This is a genomic window from Pandoraea sp. 64-18, from assembly GCF_001899225.1.
GTDB classification, from domain to species: domain Bacteria; phylum Pseudomonadota; class Gammaproteobacteria; order Burkholderiales; family Burkholderiaceae; genus Pandoraea; species Pandoraea cepalis.
This window is the reverse complement of record NZ_MKVU01000006.1, coordinates 40,893-60,270: the sequence shown is the minus strand read 5'-3', so window position 1 is coordinate 60,270 and position 19,378 is coordinate 40,893. Positions and strand designations below refer to the sequence as shown.

At 64.0% G+C, this 19,378-nt stretch carries 15 protein-coding genes, 1 tRNA gene and 1 pseudogene; 7 read left to right on the top strand and 10 right to left on the bottom strand.

The window, feature by feature from the left end:
- Window positions 1-894, top strand: an 894-nt coding sequence (locus BGP02_RS02965) for a DUF1501 domain-containing protein (RefSeq protein ID WP_286797676.1), incomplete at its 5' end; no start/stop codon positions are given.
- 138 nt (window positions 895-1,032) lie between these two features.
- Here the strand turns inward: BGP02_RS02965 and BGP02_RS02960 are convergent.
- Window positions 1,033-1,908, bottom strand: coding sequence for a squalene/phytoene synthase family protein (locus tag BGP02_RS02960; RefSeq protein ID WP_051060192.1), 876 nt, complete (start codon window positions 1,906-1,908; stop codon window positions 1,033-1,035).
- A 316-nt stretch (window positions 1,909-2,224) separates the two neighbouring features.
- Here BGP02_RS02960 and BGP02_RS02955 point away from each other — a divergent pair.
- Window positions 2,225-2,311: transfer RNA gene (locus tag BGP02_RS02955), tRNA-Leu, on the top strand.
- Window positions 2,312-2,415: 104 nt separating this feature from the next.
- Here the strand turns inward: BGP02_RS02955 and BGP02_RS02950 are convergent.
- The 3 genes and pseudogenes from BGP02_RS02950 to BGP02_RS02940 all read right to left on the bottom strand — a co-directional run bounded on the left by BGP02_RS02950 (window position 2,416) and on the right by BGP02_RS02940 (window position 4,739).
- On the bottom strand, window positions 2,416-2,718 hold the full coding sequence (locus BGP02_RS02950; protein WP_150562912.1) for an addiction module antidote protein: 303 nt from the start codon (window positions 2,716-2,718) through the stop codon (window positions 2,416-2,418).
- Between the two features lie 5 nt (window positions 2,719-2,723).
- Window positions 2,724-2,924 (bottom strand): annotated as a pseudogene (locus BGP02_RS02945) (type II toxin-antitoxin system RelE/ParE family toxin); the annotation flags it as partial.
- Between the two features lie 135 nt (window positions 2,925-3,059).
- Window positions 3,060-4,739 carry an ABC-F family ATP-binding cassette domain-containing protein gene (locus BGP02_RS02940; RefSeq protein ID WP_017234090.1) on the bottom strand — a complete coding sequence of 560 codons (1,680 nt, stop codon included), beginning with the start codon at window positions 4,737-4,739 and terminating at the stop codon, window positions 3,060-3,062.
- Between the two features lie 405 nt (window positions 4,740-5,144).
- Between BGP02_RS02940 and BGP02_RS02935 the strand changes: the two genes are divergently transcribed.
- The 3 genes from BGP02_RS02935 to map all read left to right on the top strand — a co-directional run bounded on the left by BGP02_RS02935 (window position 5,145) and on the right by map (window position 7,749).
- Window positions 5,145-6,506 (top strand): HipA domain-containing protein, encoded by a 1,362-nt coding sequence (locus BGP02_RS02935; protein WP_017234091.1) that lies wholly within the window; start codon window positions 5,145-5,147, stop codon window positions 6,504-6,506.
- Window positions 6,507-6,664: 158 nt separating this feature from the next.
- The gene (locus tag BGP02_RS02930; protein WP_026131976.1) at window positions 6,665-6,919 is read left to right on the top strand and encodes a ParD-like family protein; all 255 of its coding nucleotides are present in this window, start codon (window positions 6,665-6,667) and stop codon (window positions 6,917-6,919) included.
- Entirely contained in the window at window positions 6,919-7,749 is an 831-nt protein-coding gene (gene map / locus BGP02_RS02925; protein ID WP_017234093.1) for a type I methionyl aminopeptidase, read from the top strand. Before BGP02_RS02930 ends, map begins: the two co-directional genes overlap by 1 nt.
- Window positions 7,750-7,786: 37 nt before the next feature.
- Here map and BGP02_RS02920 read toward each other — a convergent pair whose 3' ends face one another.
- The 6 genes from BGP02_RS02920 to BGP02_RS02895 form a co-directional block, all read right to left on the bottom strand.
- On the bottom strand, window positions 7,787-8,614 hold the full coding sequence (locus tag BGP02_RS02920) for a hypothetical protein (protein ID WP_286797671.1): 828 nt from the start codon (window positions 8,612-8,614) through the stop codon (window positions 7,787-7,789).
- A gap of 242 nt (window positions 8,615-8,856) precedes the next feature.
- Window positions 8,857-9,972: an HPP family protein gene (locus BGP02_RS02915; protein ID WP_286798161.1), complete on the bottom strand. Its 1,116-nt coding sequence runs from the start codon at window positions 9,970-9,972 to the stop codon at window positions 8,857-8,859.
- A gap of 374 nt (window positions 9,973-10,346) precedes the next feature.
- Complete coding sequence (locus BGP02_RS02910) at window positions 10,347-11,915, bottom strand: efflux transporter outer membrane subunit (RefSeq protein ID WP_286797669.1); 1,569 nt, start codon at window positions 11,913-11,915, stop codon at window positions 10,347-10,349.
- Window positions 11,916-11,927: 12 nt separating this feature from the next.
- The gene (locus tag BGP02_RS02905) at window positions 11,928-15,113 is read right to left on the bottom strand and encodes an efflux RND transporter permease subunit (protein ID WP_017234097.1); all 3,186 of its coding nucleotides are present in this window, start codon (window positions 15,111-15,113) and stop codon (window positions 11,928-11,930) included.
- Between the two features lie 64 nt (window positions 15,114-15,177).
- Entirely contained in the window at window positions 15,178-16,491 is a 1,314-nt protein-coding gene (locus tag BGP02_RS02900; RefSeq protein WP_017234098.1) for an efflux RND transporter periplasmic adaptor subunit, read from the bottom strand.
- A gap of 29 nt (window positions 16,492-16,520) precedes the next feature.
- Window positions 16,521-17,426, bottom strand: a complete 906-nt coding sequence (locus BGP02_RS02895; protein ID WP_150562919.1) for an alpha/beta hydrolase — start codon at window positions 17,424-17,426, stop codon at window positions 16,521-16,523.
- Between the two features lie 241 nt (window positions 17,427-17,667).
- Here BGP02_RS02895 and BGP02_RS02890 point away from each other — a divergent pair, with 241 nt between their 5' ends.
- Together BGP02_RS02890 and BGP02_RS02885 are read left to right on the top strand one after the other, a co-directional pair.
- Complete coding sequence (locus tag BGP02_RS02890; protein ID WP_017234178.1) at window positions 17,668-18,681, top strand: LysR family transcriptional regulator; 1,014 nt, start codon at window positions 17,668-17,670, stop codon at window positions 18,679-18,681.
- 505 nt (window positions 18,682-19,186) lie between these two features.
- Window positions 19,187-19,378: hypothetical protein (locus tag BGP02_RS02885; protein WP_286797665.1), on the top strand; the 192-nt coding region annotated here is incomplete at its 3' end.

The following is a 19,378-nucleotide window of genomic DNA, read 5'->3' as shown; positions in this document are numbered from 1 at the left end:
GGGGTGGGGTATCCGCAGCCGAACCTGTCGCATTTCCGGTCAATCGAGATATGGAATACGGCGTCGCGTTCGGACGAGTATTTGCGCGACGGCTGGTTGTCACGTGCCTTCGCGCAACGGGCAGTGCCCGCAGGATTCGATGCCGATGGCGTGATCGTGGGCAGCGCCGAGCTAGGGCCGTTGGGCGGCGGCGCGCGTGCGGTGACGCTGACCAATCCGGCGCAATTCCTGCGGGAGTCCAATCTTGTGTCGGCGAATGCGGCACAGGTGAGCAATCCTGCGCTGGCGCATGTATTGCGGGTGGAGAACGATATTGTCAGGGCGGCGAACGGGTTGCGTCCGCGCCAGGGCCAGTATGTGTTGCGCACGCCGATGCCGGCGGGGGCGTTCGGCAATGGGGTGAAAACGGCGCTGCAGGTGGTCGCGGCGGCCGATTCGTCGGCGGGCGTGCCGCAGGCGGGGCGTGGGGTAGCGGTGGTGCGTTTGACGCTTACCGGGTTTGATACTCATCAGAATCAGCCGGGACAACAGGCGAATCTGTTGCGTCAGTTGGCGCAGGGGATGATGGCGTTGCGGGCCGGGTTGATCGAGCTGAACCGCTGGGAGTCGACGATGATTGTCACGTATGCGGAATTTGGTCGGCGCGCGCGACAGAACCAGAGTCAGGGGACGGATCACGGCACGGTGGCGCCGCACTTCATCGCAGGCGGTCGCGTGCGAGGGGGGCTGTACGGCGACGTGCCGCGTTTGGACCGGCTCGACGGCAACGGCAACCTGCCGTTCGCCGTCGATTTCCGCGAGGTATATGCGACGGTGCTGCAGCGCTGGTGGGGGCTTGACCCGCAGCCGGTGCTGGGTGGCCCGTTCAAGCCGCTGGACGTGTTGCGGGCATGATGCGCAGAGGTTGGCGGACTTGAGTGGCTGCGTGGCTATGTGACTGATTCGTTTTGTCGCTATATCGCTGTATCGCTGTGCCGCTGCCGGGGGGCGACGCGACGTTGTGAGCCGGGGAGGGATATCCGCCGGCGTGCGTCAGCGTGCGCGCCAGGCACGCCAGAATTTGCGCAGCGGGGTGAGATCGATGCGTTGATGCAGCACTTGGTAGTCGCTGGCGGCGACTTCGTCCATCAGGGCCAATTGCAGTGCGGCGAGGGCGAGGAGCGGCCGTTGTTGGCGACGATCCCGTGCGGGCATGGCCGCTGCCGCCTCGCTGATGGCAACGCGCGCGCGCGCGTGCTGAAACTTCATGAGTTCGACGAACGCGGGGGAGTACTTGCCGTTCTGGAGATCGGCGGCGGTCACACCGAATTGCTGTAGCTCGTTGATGGGGAAGTAGACGTAACCGGCACGGGCATCGACGCCGGCGTCGGTGATACGTCGACCGAGCGTGATCGCGTGGCCGAGCGCGTGGGCGCTGGCTGGCGTTTGCGAGTCGTCGAAGCCATAGACATGGGCCGCGAGTACGGCGGGCGCACCGCCGGCGGCGTCGCAATAGTGGGAGAGGCCTGCGAAGTCGAGATAGCGCATTTGGGCGAGATCCATCTCCGCGCCATGCAGGACGGCGTCGAACGTGGCGTGGGCGAGGCCGCGCTGTTGGACGACGGGAGCAAGCGCTCGGGAGACGGGGTGCGCCGGGGAGCCGGAGAAGAGTCGCGCGAGTTCCTGGCGCCACCAGTCGAGCTTTGCGTGGGCGACGCCGGGGTCATGCACGGCGGCGTGGATATCGGCGATTTCCTGACAGAACGCGTGGGCGGCGTAAGCGGCGTCGCGTTGGGACGGCGGTAGCTGGAGTAGTGCGTAATAGAGGGCGGAGCCGGGAGGGCCGGCTTTCTGGCGGCAATATGCGTTGGCCTGCGCGGGGCTGGCGGGGGTGCCGGAAGTATCGTCGGCGGTCTCGTGGGGTTGCATGCGAATGGGGTATCGGTTGGGTCAGGTGCCCGGGTGCCGGTGCGCGGGCGCGCCCGTGGGGCAGATGCCATGAATTGGGGCGAATTCTAGCATTGAGGGGTTGGCGGTGCCGGTGGCGTTGGCGCGGAAAGGGCGGGGCGGCGTTGATGCGGCATGAGATTGCCGGTGAATATCACTTCGTGTAGAATTCTCGCCTGCTTTGACGCATGCGAGCGGGGCGGCGACGAGTCGCCCTTTTTCATGTCCGACAGGACGCATGCCGTCGACCCGATGCTGGGGTGTCGTGCCTGGCCAGGGCGACCGACGCCCACGGGCTGCGAGGATGGCGAAATTGGTAGACGCACCAGGTTTAGGTCCTGACGCCCGCAAGGGTGTAGGGGTTCGAGTCCCCTTCCTCGCACCAACTCCCCGTTTTGGCATCGGTTACGTAGGTCTCACTTCTTCCCGGAAAATCTCGCAAACGCTCGCTGAATAAGGCGGAGCGGGGGCTGGGAGTCCTCGCTCGTATCAGGCGTGAATAGCTCGATCTGGCATCGTCGACAGCTTGATGCCCAGCGCATGCATGACGCGCAGTATCGTGGAGAAACGCGGCTGTGCGTTTGGGGCGAGTGCCTTGTAGAGACTCTCTCTGCCGAGCCCTGCCGCGGTTGCGACTTGCGTCATGCCTTTCGCTTTGGCAACGTCTGCAATCGCGGACAGAAAGATCGCCGGGTCATTTTCTTCGAGCGCGGCGTTGAGGTATTCGGCGATCATTTCGTCGCTGTCCAAATACTCGGAAGCATCAAAGCGTGTGATGTCGGCTTTACTCATTTCGATCACTCCTTCGTGGTGGTTTCCCACAGTGCCCTGGCCCGCGCGATATCGCCTGGCTGAGTCGACTTATTCCCTCCGCACAAAAGCAGGTAAGTGATCTCACCCGCTTGCCCGTAATACACGCGGTATCCCGGACCAAAGTCGATTCTCATTTCCCAAAGCCCAGCCCCAAGCGATTTCGAATCGCCAAAGTTGCCGAACTCTGCGCGCTTAAATCCCGATGCAAGACCAGAAGCTTAGAAAGTGCCAACGCCGCTGAGGTTACTGGCGAGCAAATGGTAGCGGGTCTGGTGCCCGCTTCGCCTCCCCTGCCACGTCCACCGCCCACCTCGGGGAGCTCAGGCGATGACCGGCTGCTCCGCGGCAGCCTGCTCGCGCATGCGACGAGCTTCGTCGCGCAGGAACTGCTGGTAATCGTCCAGATCGCCGTCGAAGGGCTCGACGCCGCCCTTGGTGACCAGCCAGAACTCATCACACACGGCGCGCAGGAGCGCCCGGTCGTGACTGACCAGCATCACCGTACCCTCGAATTCGTTGAGCGCCACGGCGAGCGCTTCGCGTGTGGCCAAGTCGAGGTGGTTGGTCGGCTCGTCCAGCAGCAGCAGGTTGGGGCGCTGCCACACGATCATGCACAACACAAGCCGCGCTTTTTCACCGCCGCTCATCGTGCTGACCACCTGATGGACCATGTCACCACTGAAGTTGAAGGTGCCGAGGAAGGTCCGAAGCGATTGTTCTGTGCCACTCTGGCCCGGGGCGCGCATGTGCGTCGGTGTGTCCCTGGCAAGGCGAATCATGTGTTCCATCGGCGTGTCGAGCGGACGCAGCACGTCGAGTTCCTGCTGTGCGAAGTAGCCGATGTTCAGGCCCTTGCCTTCGCTGATCTCTCCGTCAATCGGCGCCAGCGCGTGCGCCACCGTCTTCACCAATGTGGACTTGCCTTGGCCATTGGCGCCAAGAATCCCGATGCGCTGCCCCGCCAGCACCGAACGGTTGATGCCCCGCACGATGACCGTGGGCGGCGTGCCCGGCAGCGCGCCGGTCGGCGCGGGGTAGCCAAAGCTTGCGTCCAGCATCGACAACAGCGGGTTCGGGACGTTGAGAGGTTCCTTGAACTCGAAGTTGAACTCGGCATCGGCAAGCACCGGTGCGATCTTCTCCATCCGTTCGAGCGCCTTGACCCGGCTCTGCGCCTGTTTCGCCTTCGAGGCCTGAGCCTTGAAACGGTCGATGAATTTCTGTAGGTGGGCCATCTTCTCCACCTGCTTGGCCATCGCGGCCTGCTGCAACACGAGCTGCTCAGCGCGCATGTCTTCGAACTTGCTGTAGTTGCCGCCATAACGCACCAGCTTGGCGTTGTCGACGTGCACCGTCACCTGCGTCACTGCATCGAGGAATTCGCGGTCGTGGCTGATCACGACAAGGGTTCCCTGATAGCGCTTGAGCCACGCTTCCAGCCAGACCAGCGCGTCGAGGTCGAGGTGATTGGTCGGCTCGTCGAGCAGCAGAAGGTCGGATGGGCACATGAGCGCGCGCGCCAACTGCAGTCGCATGCGCCAGCCGCCGGAGAAACTGCTGACCGGCTGGCTAAGCTGCGCCGCACTGAAGCCCAGACCCAGGATCAGCGCTTGGGCACGTGCGGAGGCATCGTGCGCCCCGGCGTCGTGCAGGCTCATGTACGCGTGCGCCATGCGCATGCCGTCGTCGCTGGCCTCGGCGGCGGCCACTTCTGCCTGCGCGGCCAGCAGCACGGTGTCACCCTCGACAACGAAGTCGGTCGCGCCCTGCTCGGTCTCCGGCATCTCCTGCGCGACCTGGCCCATCTTCCACGTAGTGGGAATCGAGAACTCCCCGCTGTCTTCATGCAGCGTGCCGTTGAGAAGACCGAAGAAGGAGGACTTGCCGGCACCATTGCGGCCAACGAGGCCAATTTTTTCGCCGGGGGCGAAGGTGACGGACGCGCGGTCGAGTACGACATTGGCGCCGCGGCGCAGCGTGAGATTACGGACGGAAATCATAAGGGGCTACTTCAGGGAGGACTGGCATGATAGCCGACCGGACGTGCAGGGCGTCGATTTTCTGATCCGCTTGCGCTTTGCTTAGCGAGCGAAATAGTGGGGAATGACAGCGCTTGGCCAAACCCGGAAGGTCGTCATCAGAATCTCCCAGGCATTTAAGAGGGCTCCATTCGCTCAAGTGTTTAGGTCCCGTCAAATCCCGAGGTGGTTCGCGTTCGACGCCCCTCGCGTCGCAACAACGCTGCTTCCGCGCGGCATTTGAGGGCTGCCCGGGTCTTGCTGGGGGAAGTCCAGCCAGCACCGCCAAGTGACGCCCCGGATACCCTGCCAAGCATCGGAAATCTGCGTTTGTGCTATTCTTGAACTATTCATGAATTATTTAATTTGCCGCGAAATGGGGGGCATATGGCTGATGAGCTGCTTCGTGTGGACGAGATGCGTCGTCTGCTGCGGCATGAGCCACGGACGGCGCAAGACATCATGTCGGCGTTGTCCATCAGCCAACCGACGCTATCGCGAACGATTCGGGGAGCCTCCGAAGTATTCACGAGCTTCAGGGTTTCCGGTGAAAGAACGCCAAAGTATGGCCTGTTAAGGCAGCTTCCAGGGGGGCTCAATCCGCGACAAACGGTATATCGCGTGTTGACCGACGGGGCGATCGAGCCGTTTGCTGGCGTCGAGTTCTTCAGTGGTGGCACCACCCTGGAAGTCTCCGGTCACGCAAACACGCTGTACGACGGTTTGCCGCCATACATGGCGTTTGTTTCCCCCTCGGGATTTCTCGGTAGAGAAGTCGCTCGGACGGCGGCGCTGGAAATGCACTTTCCAGAGAGCCTTAGAGACTGGCGCGACGAACATCGCATCGCCTACCTTTTTACGCGAGGACTGAACCTGCCCGGGAATCTGGTGTACGGGGACACGTCCTTGCAGAAGGAGATGGAGTTTCGTCAGCTTCTGCCAATCCCGTCCGAGCAAAAAACAGAGCAGTACGACGGCATGGCCAACCAGCTCAAAGACGCCGCGTTTGGGTCGAGTGCTGGCGGAGAACAGCCAAAGTTTCTCGCACTCACCGAAGACGCAGGGCATGTGATCGTTAAGTTTGCCAGGCGGGGGAGTCGCATGGCCGACCTCCTTTCGTTGGAGCAACTGGCGTCGCAATCGCTTCGCGTCGCCTCGGTGCCGGCCGCGGAGTCGACGATCATCGCTTCGGATGATTATGTTTTTCTGGAGGTGCGGCGCTTTGATCGTGTGGGGCGCCATGGTCGTATCGGGATGCTGTCCGCAGGGGCCGTCGACGACGAGTATTTCGGGAAGCGCGACACATGGTCGGAATTTGCGGCGCGCTGCGAGCAGGCGCGATACCTCTCCGAGAACGATGCATCGACGATTCACGTCATGGCAGCGTTCAGCGAACTTATCGGGAACGGAGATAGGCACTTCGAGAATATTTCAGTGCTTTTGGACGAGCGCGGGAGGTTCGATCGCGTGGCCCCGGCGTATGACATTCTGCCAATGCGTTATGCGTCATTGGGGGGAGGCGTGGATCCCGATCTTTTGCCGATCACCCCGAAAGTCGGCACTATCGGCGCAAGGCCGTTCGTGTGGGGCAGGGCGATCGAGGCAGCCAACGCATTTTGGGCAAGTGTTGCGCAAAGCGATTCCCCGTTGATTTCTCGCGAGTTCAAAGCGCTTGCGCTAATCAATCTGCAGGTGGCGCAGGACTTCATCGCGCCATTGGTGCCTGGCGGGCGCAATGCCAACAGGTAACGTCGCTTTGAATCCCCTAGGGGAAGGGGACAGTTACGTGTCAGATTCTCGTTGCCACCGCGCGATTCATGTATCGCCACTTGCGGCCGCGGGCGACAACCGGGCACAGGTTTGGTAATATACGTTTCATAGCCATTTCGTATATAAAGGTCCCCAACATGGGTATCGTCAAGATATCGGAGCAAATGCACGCGGCGTTGCGAAACACCAGCGGCGCGCTCAGCCGCTCGATCAACGCGCAAGCCGAGCACTGGCTGCGCGTCGGCATGCTCGCCGAACTCAATCCCACGCTGAGCTACGGCGACATCTGCCGCAAGCTCATCGAATCCGATGGCGTCCAGACCGGTGAGGTCGAGGTCGCCGCTTCCCCAACATCCGGTGCCCCCGTCACCGTATTCAACAAGGTGGCGTAATGGTGCGCGAACGCGTTGTCATCCGATCCCAAGAAGAAATTGCGCTGTCGCGTCGCGCAGGCGACATGGCCGCGCAGGTGCTTGCGATGATTGCCGAGCACGTCAAGCCCGGCGTCACGACCGATGCGCTCGACCGCCTCTGTCATGATTTCATCGTGGACGAACTGAAGGCGATTCCCGCCAATATCGGCTATCACGGCTATCCGAAGACCGTGTGTGCGTCAGTGAATCACGTCGTCTGTCACGGCATTCCCGGTGAAAAGACGCTGCATGACGGCGATATCGTGAACATCGACGTCGCCCTCATCAAGGACGGCTGGTTCGGCGACACGAGCCGCATGTATTACGCCGGCAAGCCGAGCATTCTTGCCAAGCGTCTGGTCGATACGACCTTCGAGGCGATGCTCGCAGGCATCCGGGCCGTGCGTCCGGGTGCAACGCTGGGTGACGTCGGCTACGCGATCCAGACGGTGGCGCATCGCGAAGGCTTCAGCATCGTGCGCGACTATTGTGGGCACGGCATCGGCACGACCTATCACGACGATCCCCAAGTGCTGCACTACGGGCGTCCGGGTACGGGGCTTACGCTGCGCCCCGGGATGATCTTCACCATCGAACCGATGGTCAATGCCGGCAAGCCGGACACGAAGCAACTGGCGGATGGCTGGACAGTCGTGACGCGCGACCGTTCGTTGTCTGCCCAGTGGGAGCACATGGTGGCCGTGACGGAGACTGGTTTCGAGGTGCTCACGCAATGGCCCGACGGCCTTGGCGAGTACGCTCGCTTCGGCACGCTCGACGGCAGCGCGGCAACCGCCAACGCCGCCTGACAACGGATGGCAGCGGCTGGGGCGCGCTGTGCGCGCCTCAGACGTCGTCCGGTGCGTCGTCGAGCGTCAGCAGTTGATTGGCGAAGCGACGATACAGCCATGCGGCGCTCCCCGTGGAGACCGCGATCCATGCCACCGACATCACCGTTTGAAGCACTAGCGTGCCGAGCGCTACCGACTTGGCGGCCGGCGCGACGCGCAGCAATGCGGTGAACAGGGCCGTCGCGACAATGCCCGCAATCATCAACGGCAACACCGTCCCTATCGTTGTGCCGAACATCGTCCAGAAGTGCCCGCGCGAATCCTGCCAAGCGGCGCGCCAGCGCTTGCTGCGTCCCGCGCCAATCTGCGCAAAGATCAGCGATACGCGCGTCAGCACGTAGAGCACCGTACAAATCAACAGCACGCAAAACGTGGCAAGCCCGGCATACGAATTGCCGTGTCCCGTCGCCCGCAGCGCCAGCATCGCACCGACGCCGACGATCAGCCAAACCGTAGCGAAGCCGACGAAGACCTGGGTCGATGTCCAGAGATAGCGCCAGAGATCGCGCCCATACCACCGGCCTTGCCGTGCGGCGTCGGGGCCGAGAATCGTGTAGCGAAAGACATGGATGACGAGCACGGAAAACGCGACCACGTTCACGAAAAAGACGCCGAACGACATGAGGGCAATGCGCAGACGGTAGAGGGCGGGTTCGCCGACTTGCGATGCGGTGCGTGCGAGCTGATCGAGCGAAACGCTAAGTCCAGACGTCACGAGGAACACGACGGCAATCGCCAGGCATAGCCATGGCCGTTGGCGCAACGCGTTGAAGCCGTCGCGCCATGCCCCCTTGAAACATTGTTTGAACGTGATCGGTTCCATGCTCTCCCTTGAGCGAATTTCGCTTCGTTAAACGAAGCACTGCGGCGTCGGTACGTCACGCTGCCGCCATTCTTGCAGATCGGCTCAGGACTGACAATTGCACGCAGGGAGGGGGGTGTCCGGCGGCGCCAGCACCACGACGGGCGTCGGATCGGGGTGGGGCGGAGGAAGCTACGCCTGCGCTGCTTGATGCGCATCGCAGGCGTTTGATGCTCAGTGCTCAGTACCTGGCGCCTGGCGTTTCACGCGGCCATGACCTTGCGAAGCACTTCGGCGTGCGTGACAACGCCCACGAGCCGGGCGGCTTCGTCGAGCACGGGCAAGGTGCCGTGACGTTGCGTCATCAGCAGCGGCACCAACTCCGAGAGCGGCATGCCGGCCGTCGCCGACGGTGGCTGCGCTTGCATGACGTCGCGAACCGCCGGGCGCTGCCCCGTGCCGATAGACATGCCAAAGCGCGGCCAATGCTGACGGCGCGCACGGCGCGTGTGAAGGTCGTGGCGCGTGATCAATCCAATGACGCGGGCGTCGCCGTCGACGACCGGCAGGGCCTCCAGCCCGTGGCGCTGCAACAGACGCCACGCCGCCGGCGCTTCGTCGTGCGCCTGAACCTTCGCCAGCGGCGGCGTCATGACATCGGCACAGGTCAACTCGCGGGCGCGGCGCGCATAGGCCTCGCGCTGGGTGTCGCGGAGCAGGCTGGCGAGATCGTCAGCGGAAATGTCGAGCAGTTCGCTGCGGCGAGCCAGCGCCTTCTCGGCGTCGGCCGTCGTAACCGGTATGGCCGACGCGTTGACCGGACGCACCGTGGCCTGCGCACGCATGGCGTGCGGGTAACGATGGCCGGTGAGCGCGTGATAGCCGATGGCCGCGCTGAGCAGGACCACCGACTGGACGGCAATCGGCTCGAGGACGAAACCGTATCCGAGGGCGTGGACAGCCGGGCCGCCGAGCACGGCGGTCAATGCCACGGCACCCGACGGCGGGTGCACACAGCGCAGCGTAAACATCAACGCGATAGACACGCCGACCGCCGTGGCCGCCGCGGCGATCGGCGACGGAATGTATATTGCGCACGTTACCCCGACGATGGCGGCGACCAGATTGCCGCCGAGTATCGACCAGGGCTGGGCCAGAGGACTGGCCGGCACCCCGAAGAGCAACACGGCGGACGCGCCCATCGGCGCAACGAGCCAGGGGATATACGTCGCGGGGCCGAGCATCCACAGCATCATGCCACCGGTCAGTGCAATCCCGCACAGCGCACCAAAGCCCGCGCGAAGCCGTTCGCGCCAGTGAACGGCCACCACGGCAGGCAGAAAACCTGCCAGCCAATCCCTCACGTCGCGTCGTGTCATTGCCATGTCGTCCCGCTCCACCATCTGCACCCGTTTAGGGCGGCGTGTTGATATTTTGTGCATGATATATCGTATATCGATGGATTGGGAGAGTATGAGCGCGAGATTTTAATGCTGCGCCGCAGCGAATTCTCGGGCAGGAACCGGTTGACGTTGAAGCGGCGCACCAAAATCAGGAAAACGAGACGCGAATGGCGTGAACCTTGCCAGCAGGGGAAGCGGGGGCACTTTCCGGCGGGTGGGCAGACGCGAGACGTGTGCGTTCATCCGGTGTGCGCCCGTAAAAAAAGCCCGGGCATGCCGAACGTCGATTGACGCAGGGCAGGCACCGGGCAAGCAGGGACGCAGGGAAGAAACGTTGACGCAGATGAAATCTATCGGGCGGCTACCGTGGCGTTGGCAGCGGAAGTCGCCGCCGTCGGGCCGTTGGGCGCCCCCGGCGTTGTCGACGTCGCTGGGGCATCGGCCACTGGCGCGTCACCCCAGCCACCGCCGAGGGCGCGGATCAGGTTGACGGTCGAGACCGCGTTCGCGCCGGCGAGTTGGACCGCACTGCGCCGCGCCTGGAGCACCGTACGTTCCGCATCGATGACATCGAGATAGGCAATCGAGCCTTCCTGATACTGCATGCGCGAGAGTTGTGCGGCACGGTTCGACGCTGTCACCGCCTCGTTCTGCGCCCGCGTCTGCGCGGCAAGCAAGCGCAGGTTGGACAGGTTGTCCTCGACTTCCTGGAACGCCACGAGGACTTGCTGGCGATAGTTCGCGACGTCTTCCTCGTAGCGCGCCCGCGCCCGCGATAGATTGCCGCTGCGCGCGCCGCCATCGAAGATCGGCATCGAGAGCAGTCCGCCCACCACCGGTCCGAGCAGGAAGGTACGGCTCGACCAGTTGAACAGGTCGCCCAGCGTGGCCGCTTCGAAGCCACCCGCGCCAGTCAGTGACAGCGACGGGAAGAACGCGGCTTTCGCCACCCCGATGCGCGCATTGGCGGCTGCCATGGCACGTTCGGCCGCCGCGATATCCGGACGCCGTTCGAGCAAGGCAGACGGCAGACCCGCCGGGATGTGCACGGCGACCGGCGTGAGCGGCGACGGCGCGAACGTGAATTGCGCGGGCGCCTTGCCGAGCAGAATCGCGAGGCTGTGTTCCGAGGCTGCCCGCAGACGCGCGACCGCCAGCGCGTCGGATTGCGCCGTGGCCAGCTCGGCCTTGGCGCGCGCCACGTCCAGCTCGTCGATATCGCCTTCGGCAAAGCGTCGCTGTACCAGCTTGAGCGCTGCTTCGCGCAGCGTCACCGTTTGCGTGTAGAGCGCCTGTTCCGCGTCGAGTTCGCGCAGACTGAAGTAGTTCTGCGCGACATCGGCTTGCAGCGCAAGCTGCACCGAACGGTAGAGCGCTTCGCTCTGCTCGGCGTCCGCGCGGGCCGCGGCCACGTTATCCGACACGCGTCCGAATAAATCGACTTCATAGCCCACGCTCGCTTGTGCGCGCCACAGGGTGTAAGGCGCGATGTTCGTGCCGTCCGGCTGCATCTGCGAGGCGGGCGAGAGCTTCTGCCGCGTGGGGCCGAACCCGGCGTCGAGCGTCGGGAACAGCGCCGCACGGGCCTGACGCTGCACCCCTCGCGCTTCCTGCACGCGGGCGGCGGCCGCCTTCAGGTTCTGGTTGGCCGCCAGCGCATCCTCCTCGAGCGTGTCCAGGGTGGCGTCGCCAAACACCTTCCACCATTGGCCGCGCGCCATTGCTTCGGCAGGCTCGGCAGGCTTCCACGTCCCGGCTTCACCCGCCGGGAGCGACGCTTCCTTGAATGCCGTCGGCGTCCCCTTGTCGGTCACCGTCGGCACTTCGTACGTGGGGGCCATCGAGCAGCCCGCCACCACCAGCAGGGCCCCGAGCAGGCTCGAGACACCCAGACTTCGTTTGATCCATTGCGATTGCATGATTGGCATCCTTCAGACTTCGGCCTTGACGTTGGCGGGCATGGTCGATGCGTGAGCGCTGTGCAGCGGCTTCTTGCCCGCCAGCGTGCGCAGCAACACGTAGAACACCGGCGTCATCATCAGACCGAAGCCGGTCACGCCGATCATGCCGAAGAACACGGCAACCCCCATCGCGTGACGCATTTCCGAGCCGGCGCCGGTCGATGTCACCAACGGCACCACCCCCATGATGAACGCGATCGACGTCATCAGAATCGGTCGCAGACGCAGGCGGCTTGCCTCGATCGCGGCGGCCACGGGACTGCGGCCTTGCATTTCCAGCTCTCGTGCGAACTCCACGATCAGGATCGCGTTCTTCGCGGAGAGCCCCACCAGCACCATCAGACCGATCTGCGTGAAGATGTTGTTATCTCCTCCGGTCAGCCACACGCCGAACAGCGCGGACAGAATGCTCATCGGCACGATCATGATGACGGCGAGCGGCAGCGTCAGGCTTTCGTACTGTGCGGCGAGCACCAGGAACACCAGCAGCACCGAGATCGGGAACACCCACAGCGCCGAGTTGCCCGCGAGAATCTGCTGATACGTCAGGTCCGTCCATTCGAACTTCACCCCGCGCGGCAGCGTCTCGGCCGCAATGCGCTCCACGGCAGCCTGCGCCTGACCCGACGAATACCCGGGGGCCGGGCCGCCGTTCACGTCGGCGGCGGTGTAGCCGTTGTAACGCACCACCATTTCCGGGCCGAACGTTGGCGACACTTTCACCAGTGACGAGAGCGGCACCATGTCGCCATGGCTGTTGCGCGTCTTGAGCAGTCCGATGTCATCGGCATGGGCGCGGAACGGCGCATCGGCCTGGACACGCACCTGATACACGCGCCCGAACTTGTTGAAGTCGTTCACGTACAGCGAGCCGAGGTAGATCTGCATGGTGTCGAACACGTCGGTGATCGGCACACCCAACTGCTTGGCTTTCACGCGGTCGAGATCCACGTTCAACTGCGGCACGTTGATCTGGTACGACGAGAACGTCGGGCCCAGTTCCTTCGTTTGCGAGGCCTTCTTGATGAACGCCTGCGTGGCGTCGTTCAAGGCGGCGTAGCCGAGCGCACCGCGATCTTCGATTTGCAGCTTGAAGCCGCCCAGCGTTCCCAGACCCAGCACTGGCGGGGGCGGGAAGACGGCGATGAACGAGTCCTTCATCTTCGAATACGCGCCGTTGAGCTGCCCGGCGATGGCTGCCGCCGAGAGCGTCTTGTCGTGACGCTCGGCGAACGGCTTGAGCGTGACGAACACGATGCCGGCCGACGACGAGTTGGTAAATCCATTGACCGACAACCCGGGGAAGGCCACGGCGCTCTGCACGCCCGGCGTTTTCAGGGCAACGTCGGTCATGTCACGAATCACCTTTTCGGTACGATCGAGCGACGCGCCGTTCGGCAACTGGGCGAACGCGACCAGATACTCCTTGTCCTGCGCCGGCACGAAGCCGCTCGGCACGACCTTGCTCATCAGCATCGTGGCGCCGAGCAGGACGGCGAAGATCGCCATCATGATCGCCTTGCGCCCGATCACGCGCGTCACACCTTGACCGTACTTCTCCGAGCCGCGATGGAACACGCGGTTGAACGCGTTGAAGAAGCCCCCCAGGTATCGGTTCATCTGCCGCGTAAGCCAGTCGGGCTTGGCGTGATGGTCCTTGAGCAGCAGCGCGGCCATGGCCGGCGACAGCGTGAGCGAGTTGAAGGCCGAGATCACCGTCGAGATGGCGATGGTCATCGCGAACTGCTTGTAGAACTGGCCCGTGAGGCCCGACATGAAAGCGAGCGGCACGAACACGGCCACCAGCGTGAGCGCGATCGCGATAATCGGACCGCTCACTTCGCGCATGGCCTGATACGTCGCCTCCTTGGGCGAGAGCCCGGCCGCAATGTTGCGCTCCACGTTCTCGACCACCACGATGGCGTCGTCCACGACGATACCGATGGCGAGCACCATCCCGAACAGCGACAACGCGTTGATCGAATAGCCGAAGCCGAGCAGCAGGGCGAACGTCCCCACAATCGATACCGGCACGGCGAGCAGCGGAATGATCGACGCGCGCCACGTCTGCAGGAACACGATCACCACCAGCACCACGAGGGCGATGGCTTCGAGCAGCGTGTGCACCACGGCCTTGATCGACGAACGCACGAACTGCGTCGGGTCATAGACGATGCGGTATTCGACGCCCGGAGGCATGTCCTTTTGCAGCTCCGCCATCGCTTCGCGTACTTGATCGGAGATCTGCAGCGAGTTCGCCCCCGGCGACTGGTTGATCGCCAACGCCACCGCCGGCTGGTTGTCGAGCAACGAGCGCAGGCTGTATTGCGAAGCGTCGAGCTGCACGCGGGCCACGTCGCCCAGGTGCGTGACGGCACCGTCCGGCGAGGTCTTCAGGATGATGTCGCGGAACTCGTCTTCCGTGTTCAACCGGCCACGCGCGTTGACATTGAGCTGCAACGGCGTGTCTGGACCGGCCGGCGATGCGCCGATGACACCCGCCGCGACCTGTACGTTCTGTTCGCGAATGGCCTTCACCACATCAGAGGCGGTCAGGCCCCGTTGGGCCACCTTCGCCGGATCGAGCCACACCCGCATCGAGTAATCGCCCGCGCCCCACAACTGCACTTCCCCCACGCCCTTGATGCGCGAGAGGCGATCCTTGACGTTGATGAGCGCGTAGTTGCGCAGATAGGTCATATCGTAGCGCTGGTTCGGCGAGAGCAAGTGCACCACCATCGTGAGCGTGGGCGAGGACTTGATCGTCGTCACACCCAGACGCTGAACGTCGTCCGGCAGACGCGGCAGCGCTTGCGAGACACGGTTCTGCACGAGCTGCTGGGCCTTGTCCGGGTCGGTGCCCAGGCGGAAGGTCACGGTCGTGGTGAGATTGCCGTCGCTGTTGGCCTGCGACTGCATGTAAAGCATGTTCTCCACGCCGTTGATCTGCTCTTCGAGCGGCGCGGCAACGGTCTCGGCGATCACCTTCGGGTTGGCGCCGGGGTATTGGGCATGTACCACGACCGACGGCGGAACCACTTCCGGGTACTCGGAGATCGGCAACTGGAACACGGCGATCAGGCCGGCCAGCAGCGTGATGACCGAGAGCACCCCCGCGAAGATGGGCCGGTCGATAAAAAATTTTGAGATGTTCATGACGAGACTCTTGGGGGTCGTTCAGGACGCGGTTCGTGCGTGCGCAGGCGTACCTGGGCGCATTTCACGAACGCGTCGCCGTGGTGGCCGTGGCGACCGATCGGGTCGTGCCCGGCTTGGCGCTCGCGCTGTCCTTGGGAGGGGCCTGAGGGGGCCGGCTGGCGGTGCCGGTATCGGTGGCGTTGGTGGCCATGGCCGGCGCGACGATGTCGTGCCCGTCGCCCGTGTCGCCGGCCATCTTCACGGCTTTCGGCGTGACGGGATCGCCCGGACGCACGCGCTGCAGACCGTTGACCACGATGCGCTCGCCGTCTTTCAAGCCACCGGCGATCTCGATGAGGCCGCCGTGGCGCTCGCCCAACTGGACTTCGCGATACTGCACCTTGTTCTGCGGGTCGACGACGAGCACAAACTTCTTGCTCTGGTCGGTGCCGATGGCTGCCTCGTCGACGAGCAGTGCCGGGTGAGGCTCGCCCCCGCCCACGCGAATGCGGGCGTACAGGCCCGGCAAGAGCGCGCCGTCGGCGTTATCGAAGCGCGCACGCACGCGGATCGTGCCCGAGGTCGTATCGAAACGGTTATCGACCGAATACACGGTACCCTTGCGCGAATAGCCGGACTCGTTGGCCAGGCCCAGGTCGACGGGGACGCCGTTCGGCTTCGCGGTATCGCGCGCGAGATAGCGCAGATAGGTCTGCTCATCGACGTCGAACGCCGCGTAGATCGGCGAAACGGAGACCACGGTGGTCAGCGCAGGCGATTGGGCGCCGGCCGATACCGTATTGCCCACCGTGATTTCCGCGCGCGAGACGCGACCTGCGATCGGTGCCACGATTTGCGTATAGCCGAGGTTGATGCGAGCGGTTTCGAGCGCGGCGCGCGCCGCTTTCACGTTGGCGGCGGCCTCGCGCGCGGCGTTTTCCTTCTGGTCGAAGTCCTTCTTCGCGATGGCGTTATCCGCGATCAGCCGCTGCGCGCGGGCGAGGTCGGTGCTGGTGAAGACGTCGCGCGCCTGCGCCGACGCGAGTTGTGCCGCCGTGCGGTCGACTTCGGCCGCGTACGGACGCGGATCGATCGTGAAGAGCGCATCGCCCTTTTTCACGAGCTGTCCGTCCCGGAAATGCACGGCGGTGATGGTGCCCGACACGAGCGGCTTGATGTCGACGCGATCCACAGCGTCGAGGCGGCCGGAATAGCTTTGCCAATCGGTCACGGTGCGTGAGATCACGTTGGCTACGTCGACTTCCACTGTCGGCATGACTTGCGCGCTGGGAGGCGTGCTGGCGTCGACGCGCACGACCGTGAGCGTGCCCAGGGCCACGAGCGCGACCGTAACGGCGGCGGCAATAAGAACGGGTTTGCGAGCGAGGGTGGTCATTTTTTTAAAATCTCCGGAATCGGATGGACTCACTGGGTGGCACCGGTGGCGGGTGGCGCCAGCCGGCGTGTCAGGAACGCGGCCACTTCCCGCAGTGCGGCGGGCAGGGCGGCCAGGCCGTGATGGGACGCGCTGCGATGGCGCGTGACCTGTGTCGGCACGCCGGCGGCGATGAGCTCCGCCGCGTATTTTTCGGCTTCGACGTGCAGCAGGTCATGTTCGGCAGAAGCGATCAGCGTGGGCGGAAGGCCCGCGAGACGGCGCGATTCGAGCGGCGCGGCATACGGATGCAGACGCTGCGTTGCGTGCGGCAAATAGGCCCGATAGCAGCGGGCGCACTCGCTGGCTTCGATATCGCTTGGCGTGCGCCCGTCGGCCAGGCGCGTCATGCTGGGGTCGAGCAGGGGGGCGAGCAGTACCTGTGCCGAGATGGCAATTTCACCGCGATCGCGCGCCATCATCGTCAACGCTGCGGCGATGTTGCCGCCGGCGTCGTGCCCGGCCACGGCAAGACGGCGCGGACTGGCACCGTAGCGCCGGGCGTTGCGGTGCAGCCAGCGCGCGGCGCACCACGCATCTTCCGGCGCTGCGGGGAACGGGTGTGCCGGGGCGAGCGAATACCCCACCGAGACCACCAGCGCGGGGATGTGCAGGGCAAGATAGCGGGCCGCGGCGTCGCCGTCATTGAGCGAACCGTGGCAGAAGCCGCCGCCGTGGAAGTACAGCACCACCGGCAAATGCGCTTCGAGCGGCACCACGACGCCCGCCGCCCCGGCGCGCGCGGCGTCGGCGCCGGCGTGGCCGGTCGGCCGATACAGACGCAGGGTGACCGGGCCGGCATGACCGGCGACGCTCACCTCTTCGATGCGCAGTCCGTCGTCGGTGCGGTGCGTTTGGCCCGGACGTCCCGAGGGCGACTTGGGGTTGGCTGACATATGGCGTTGGGCTCGCGAGCGCGATACCCCTCTGATGACATTCGATGGATCGAAGTCTAGAGGCGACGGACATCGGGATAAACGCCTATAATTTGGCAACACTATTCGGTCAGATCGACTAATCGATATCGGCCTTGCCGGTATTGGCTTCTCCCGCCGACCAATTTGCTTATGCACTTGCGATGCGCGTGAAATAAGCCGGATTGGCTGATGCAACCACGTTTTCGAATGGGGAAATGTCATGGATCGCTTGCAAGCGATGCAGGTATTCACGCGAGTCGTCGAGGCAAACAGCTTTTCACGCGCGGCCGACAATCTCGGTTTGCCGCGCACCTCGGTGACCACGATTATTCAGAACCTCGAGGCGCATCTGGGGACCCGGCTGTTGCAGCGTACGACCCGGCGGCTCAACCTGACGCCTGACGGGGCCGCGTATTACGAGCGATGCCTGCGCATCCTCGCGGATATCGAGGAGACCGAATCGTCGTTCCGGGAGAGCAGCCAGCGCGTGCGCGGCAAGCTGCGCATCGACATGCCGGGTTCGCTCGGCAAGCTGGTGGTGCTGCCGGCGCTGTGCGAATTTCACGAACGCTACCCGGAAGTCGAACTTATGGTGGGCATGGGCGACAAGCCGGTCGACCTGATCCAGGAGGGCGTCGATTGTGTGTTGCGCGTTGGCACGCTTCAGGATTCGAGCCTGGTCGCGCGACGCGTGGGCCTGTTCCAAAGCCTGACGTGCGCGTCACCGGCTTATCTCGAGCGCATGGGCATGCCGCATTCGCTCGACGACCTGCAACGGCACACAGCGGTGCACTACTTCTCGAGCCGAACGGGGCGCGTCGTCGAGGACCAGTTCCTGGTGGACGGCAAGGAAGTCGAGATTCCCATGCCGGGGGCGGTCGCGGTCAACGACGCCGAGGCGTATCTGCAACTGGGACTCGCGGGGTTCGGGACGGTGCAGCTCGCGCGCTTCATGGCGCTGCCGTATCTGCAATCGGGCCAATTGGTCGAGATTCTGCACCAGTGGAAGCCGCCTCCCATGCCGATTTCGGCCGTGTATCCGCATAACCGACACCTATCGCCGAAGGTTCGCGTGTTTGTCGACTTCATCGCGGAACTCTTCGAACGTTGCCCGTTGCTGCAAGGGCTCGACGAAACCGCAGGCTCATGCAAGCCGACCGTGGCGGCCGATGACGCCGACGGTCACTGGGCCTCGTACGGCACGCAAATGGCGCCGCAAGACGTCGTGGTCTGACGGATTCGCCGGCACAGTGCCGGTCCACTTCGCAACGCTGGAAGACGCGCGCGCGCAGCCGCCCATCAGGCGCCGCGCGGGCGCTTCGTTTTGGGCAGGCCGGCGTGGAGTGGGGCGCGGGCCACGATGATGGGATGCCGCTGTCACAGTGATTGGCAATGCGGGCATGGCCGCATTCAACTCGCCAACTGTCGCTACCTTCGCGGCGACGCAAAGCGCACCGCGCTTGGGATAATTCTTAATCGAAATAAACCAAACGTGTCGCGGCCGGATTTATTTCGTATCGCGCTTGCCGCCCGGCGCCGTGTGCCGCGATGCAGTAAGGCGCCAGCGCTGCTGCGGGTGAGCAACAGTCGCACGTCCCTCTATTGCGTCTCCTTCCCGACTTGAATCGATGGCTCTCGCGGCGCGTTTGCGAGACGACACGCCGTTTGGGGCTGTCGGAATTCATCAGAATCGCTTTCGCAGGTGTCCGATGTTTAATTGATTCAAGGAGCGAAGCACCATGAACGAGAACGATCTGGAACTGCAACTCAACGAAGACCAAATCCGACACATTCAAGCGATCACCGGGCAGCGCATCGGCGCGATCCGAGTCGTGTCGAGCTTTCCCGAACTGCGCGGCGTATACGGCGGGCAAGGGGCCGGGGTGCAAGGCCATCTGAACGGTCAGGGTTTGCAAGGCGCGCAGGGCGTA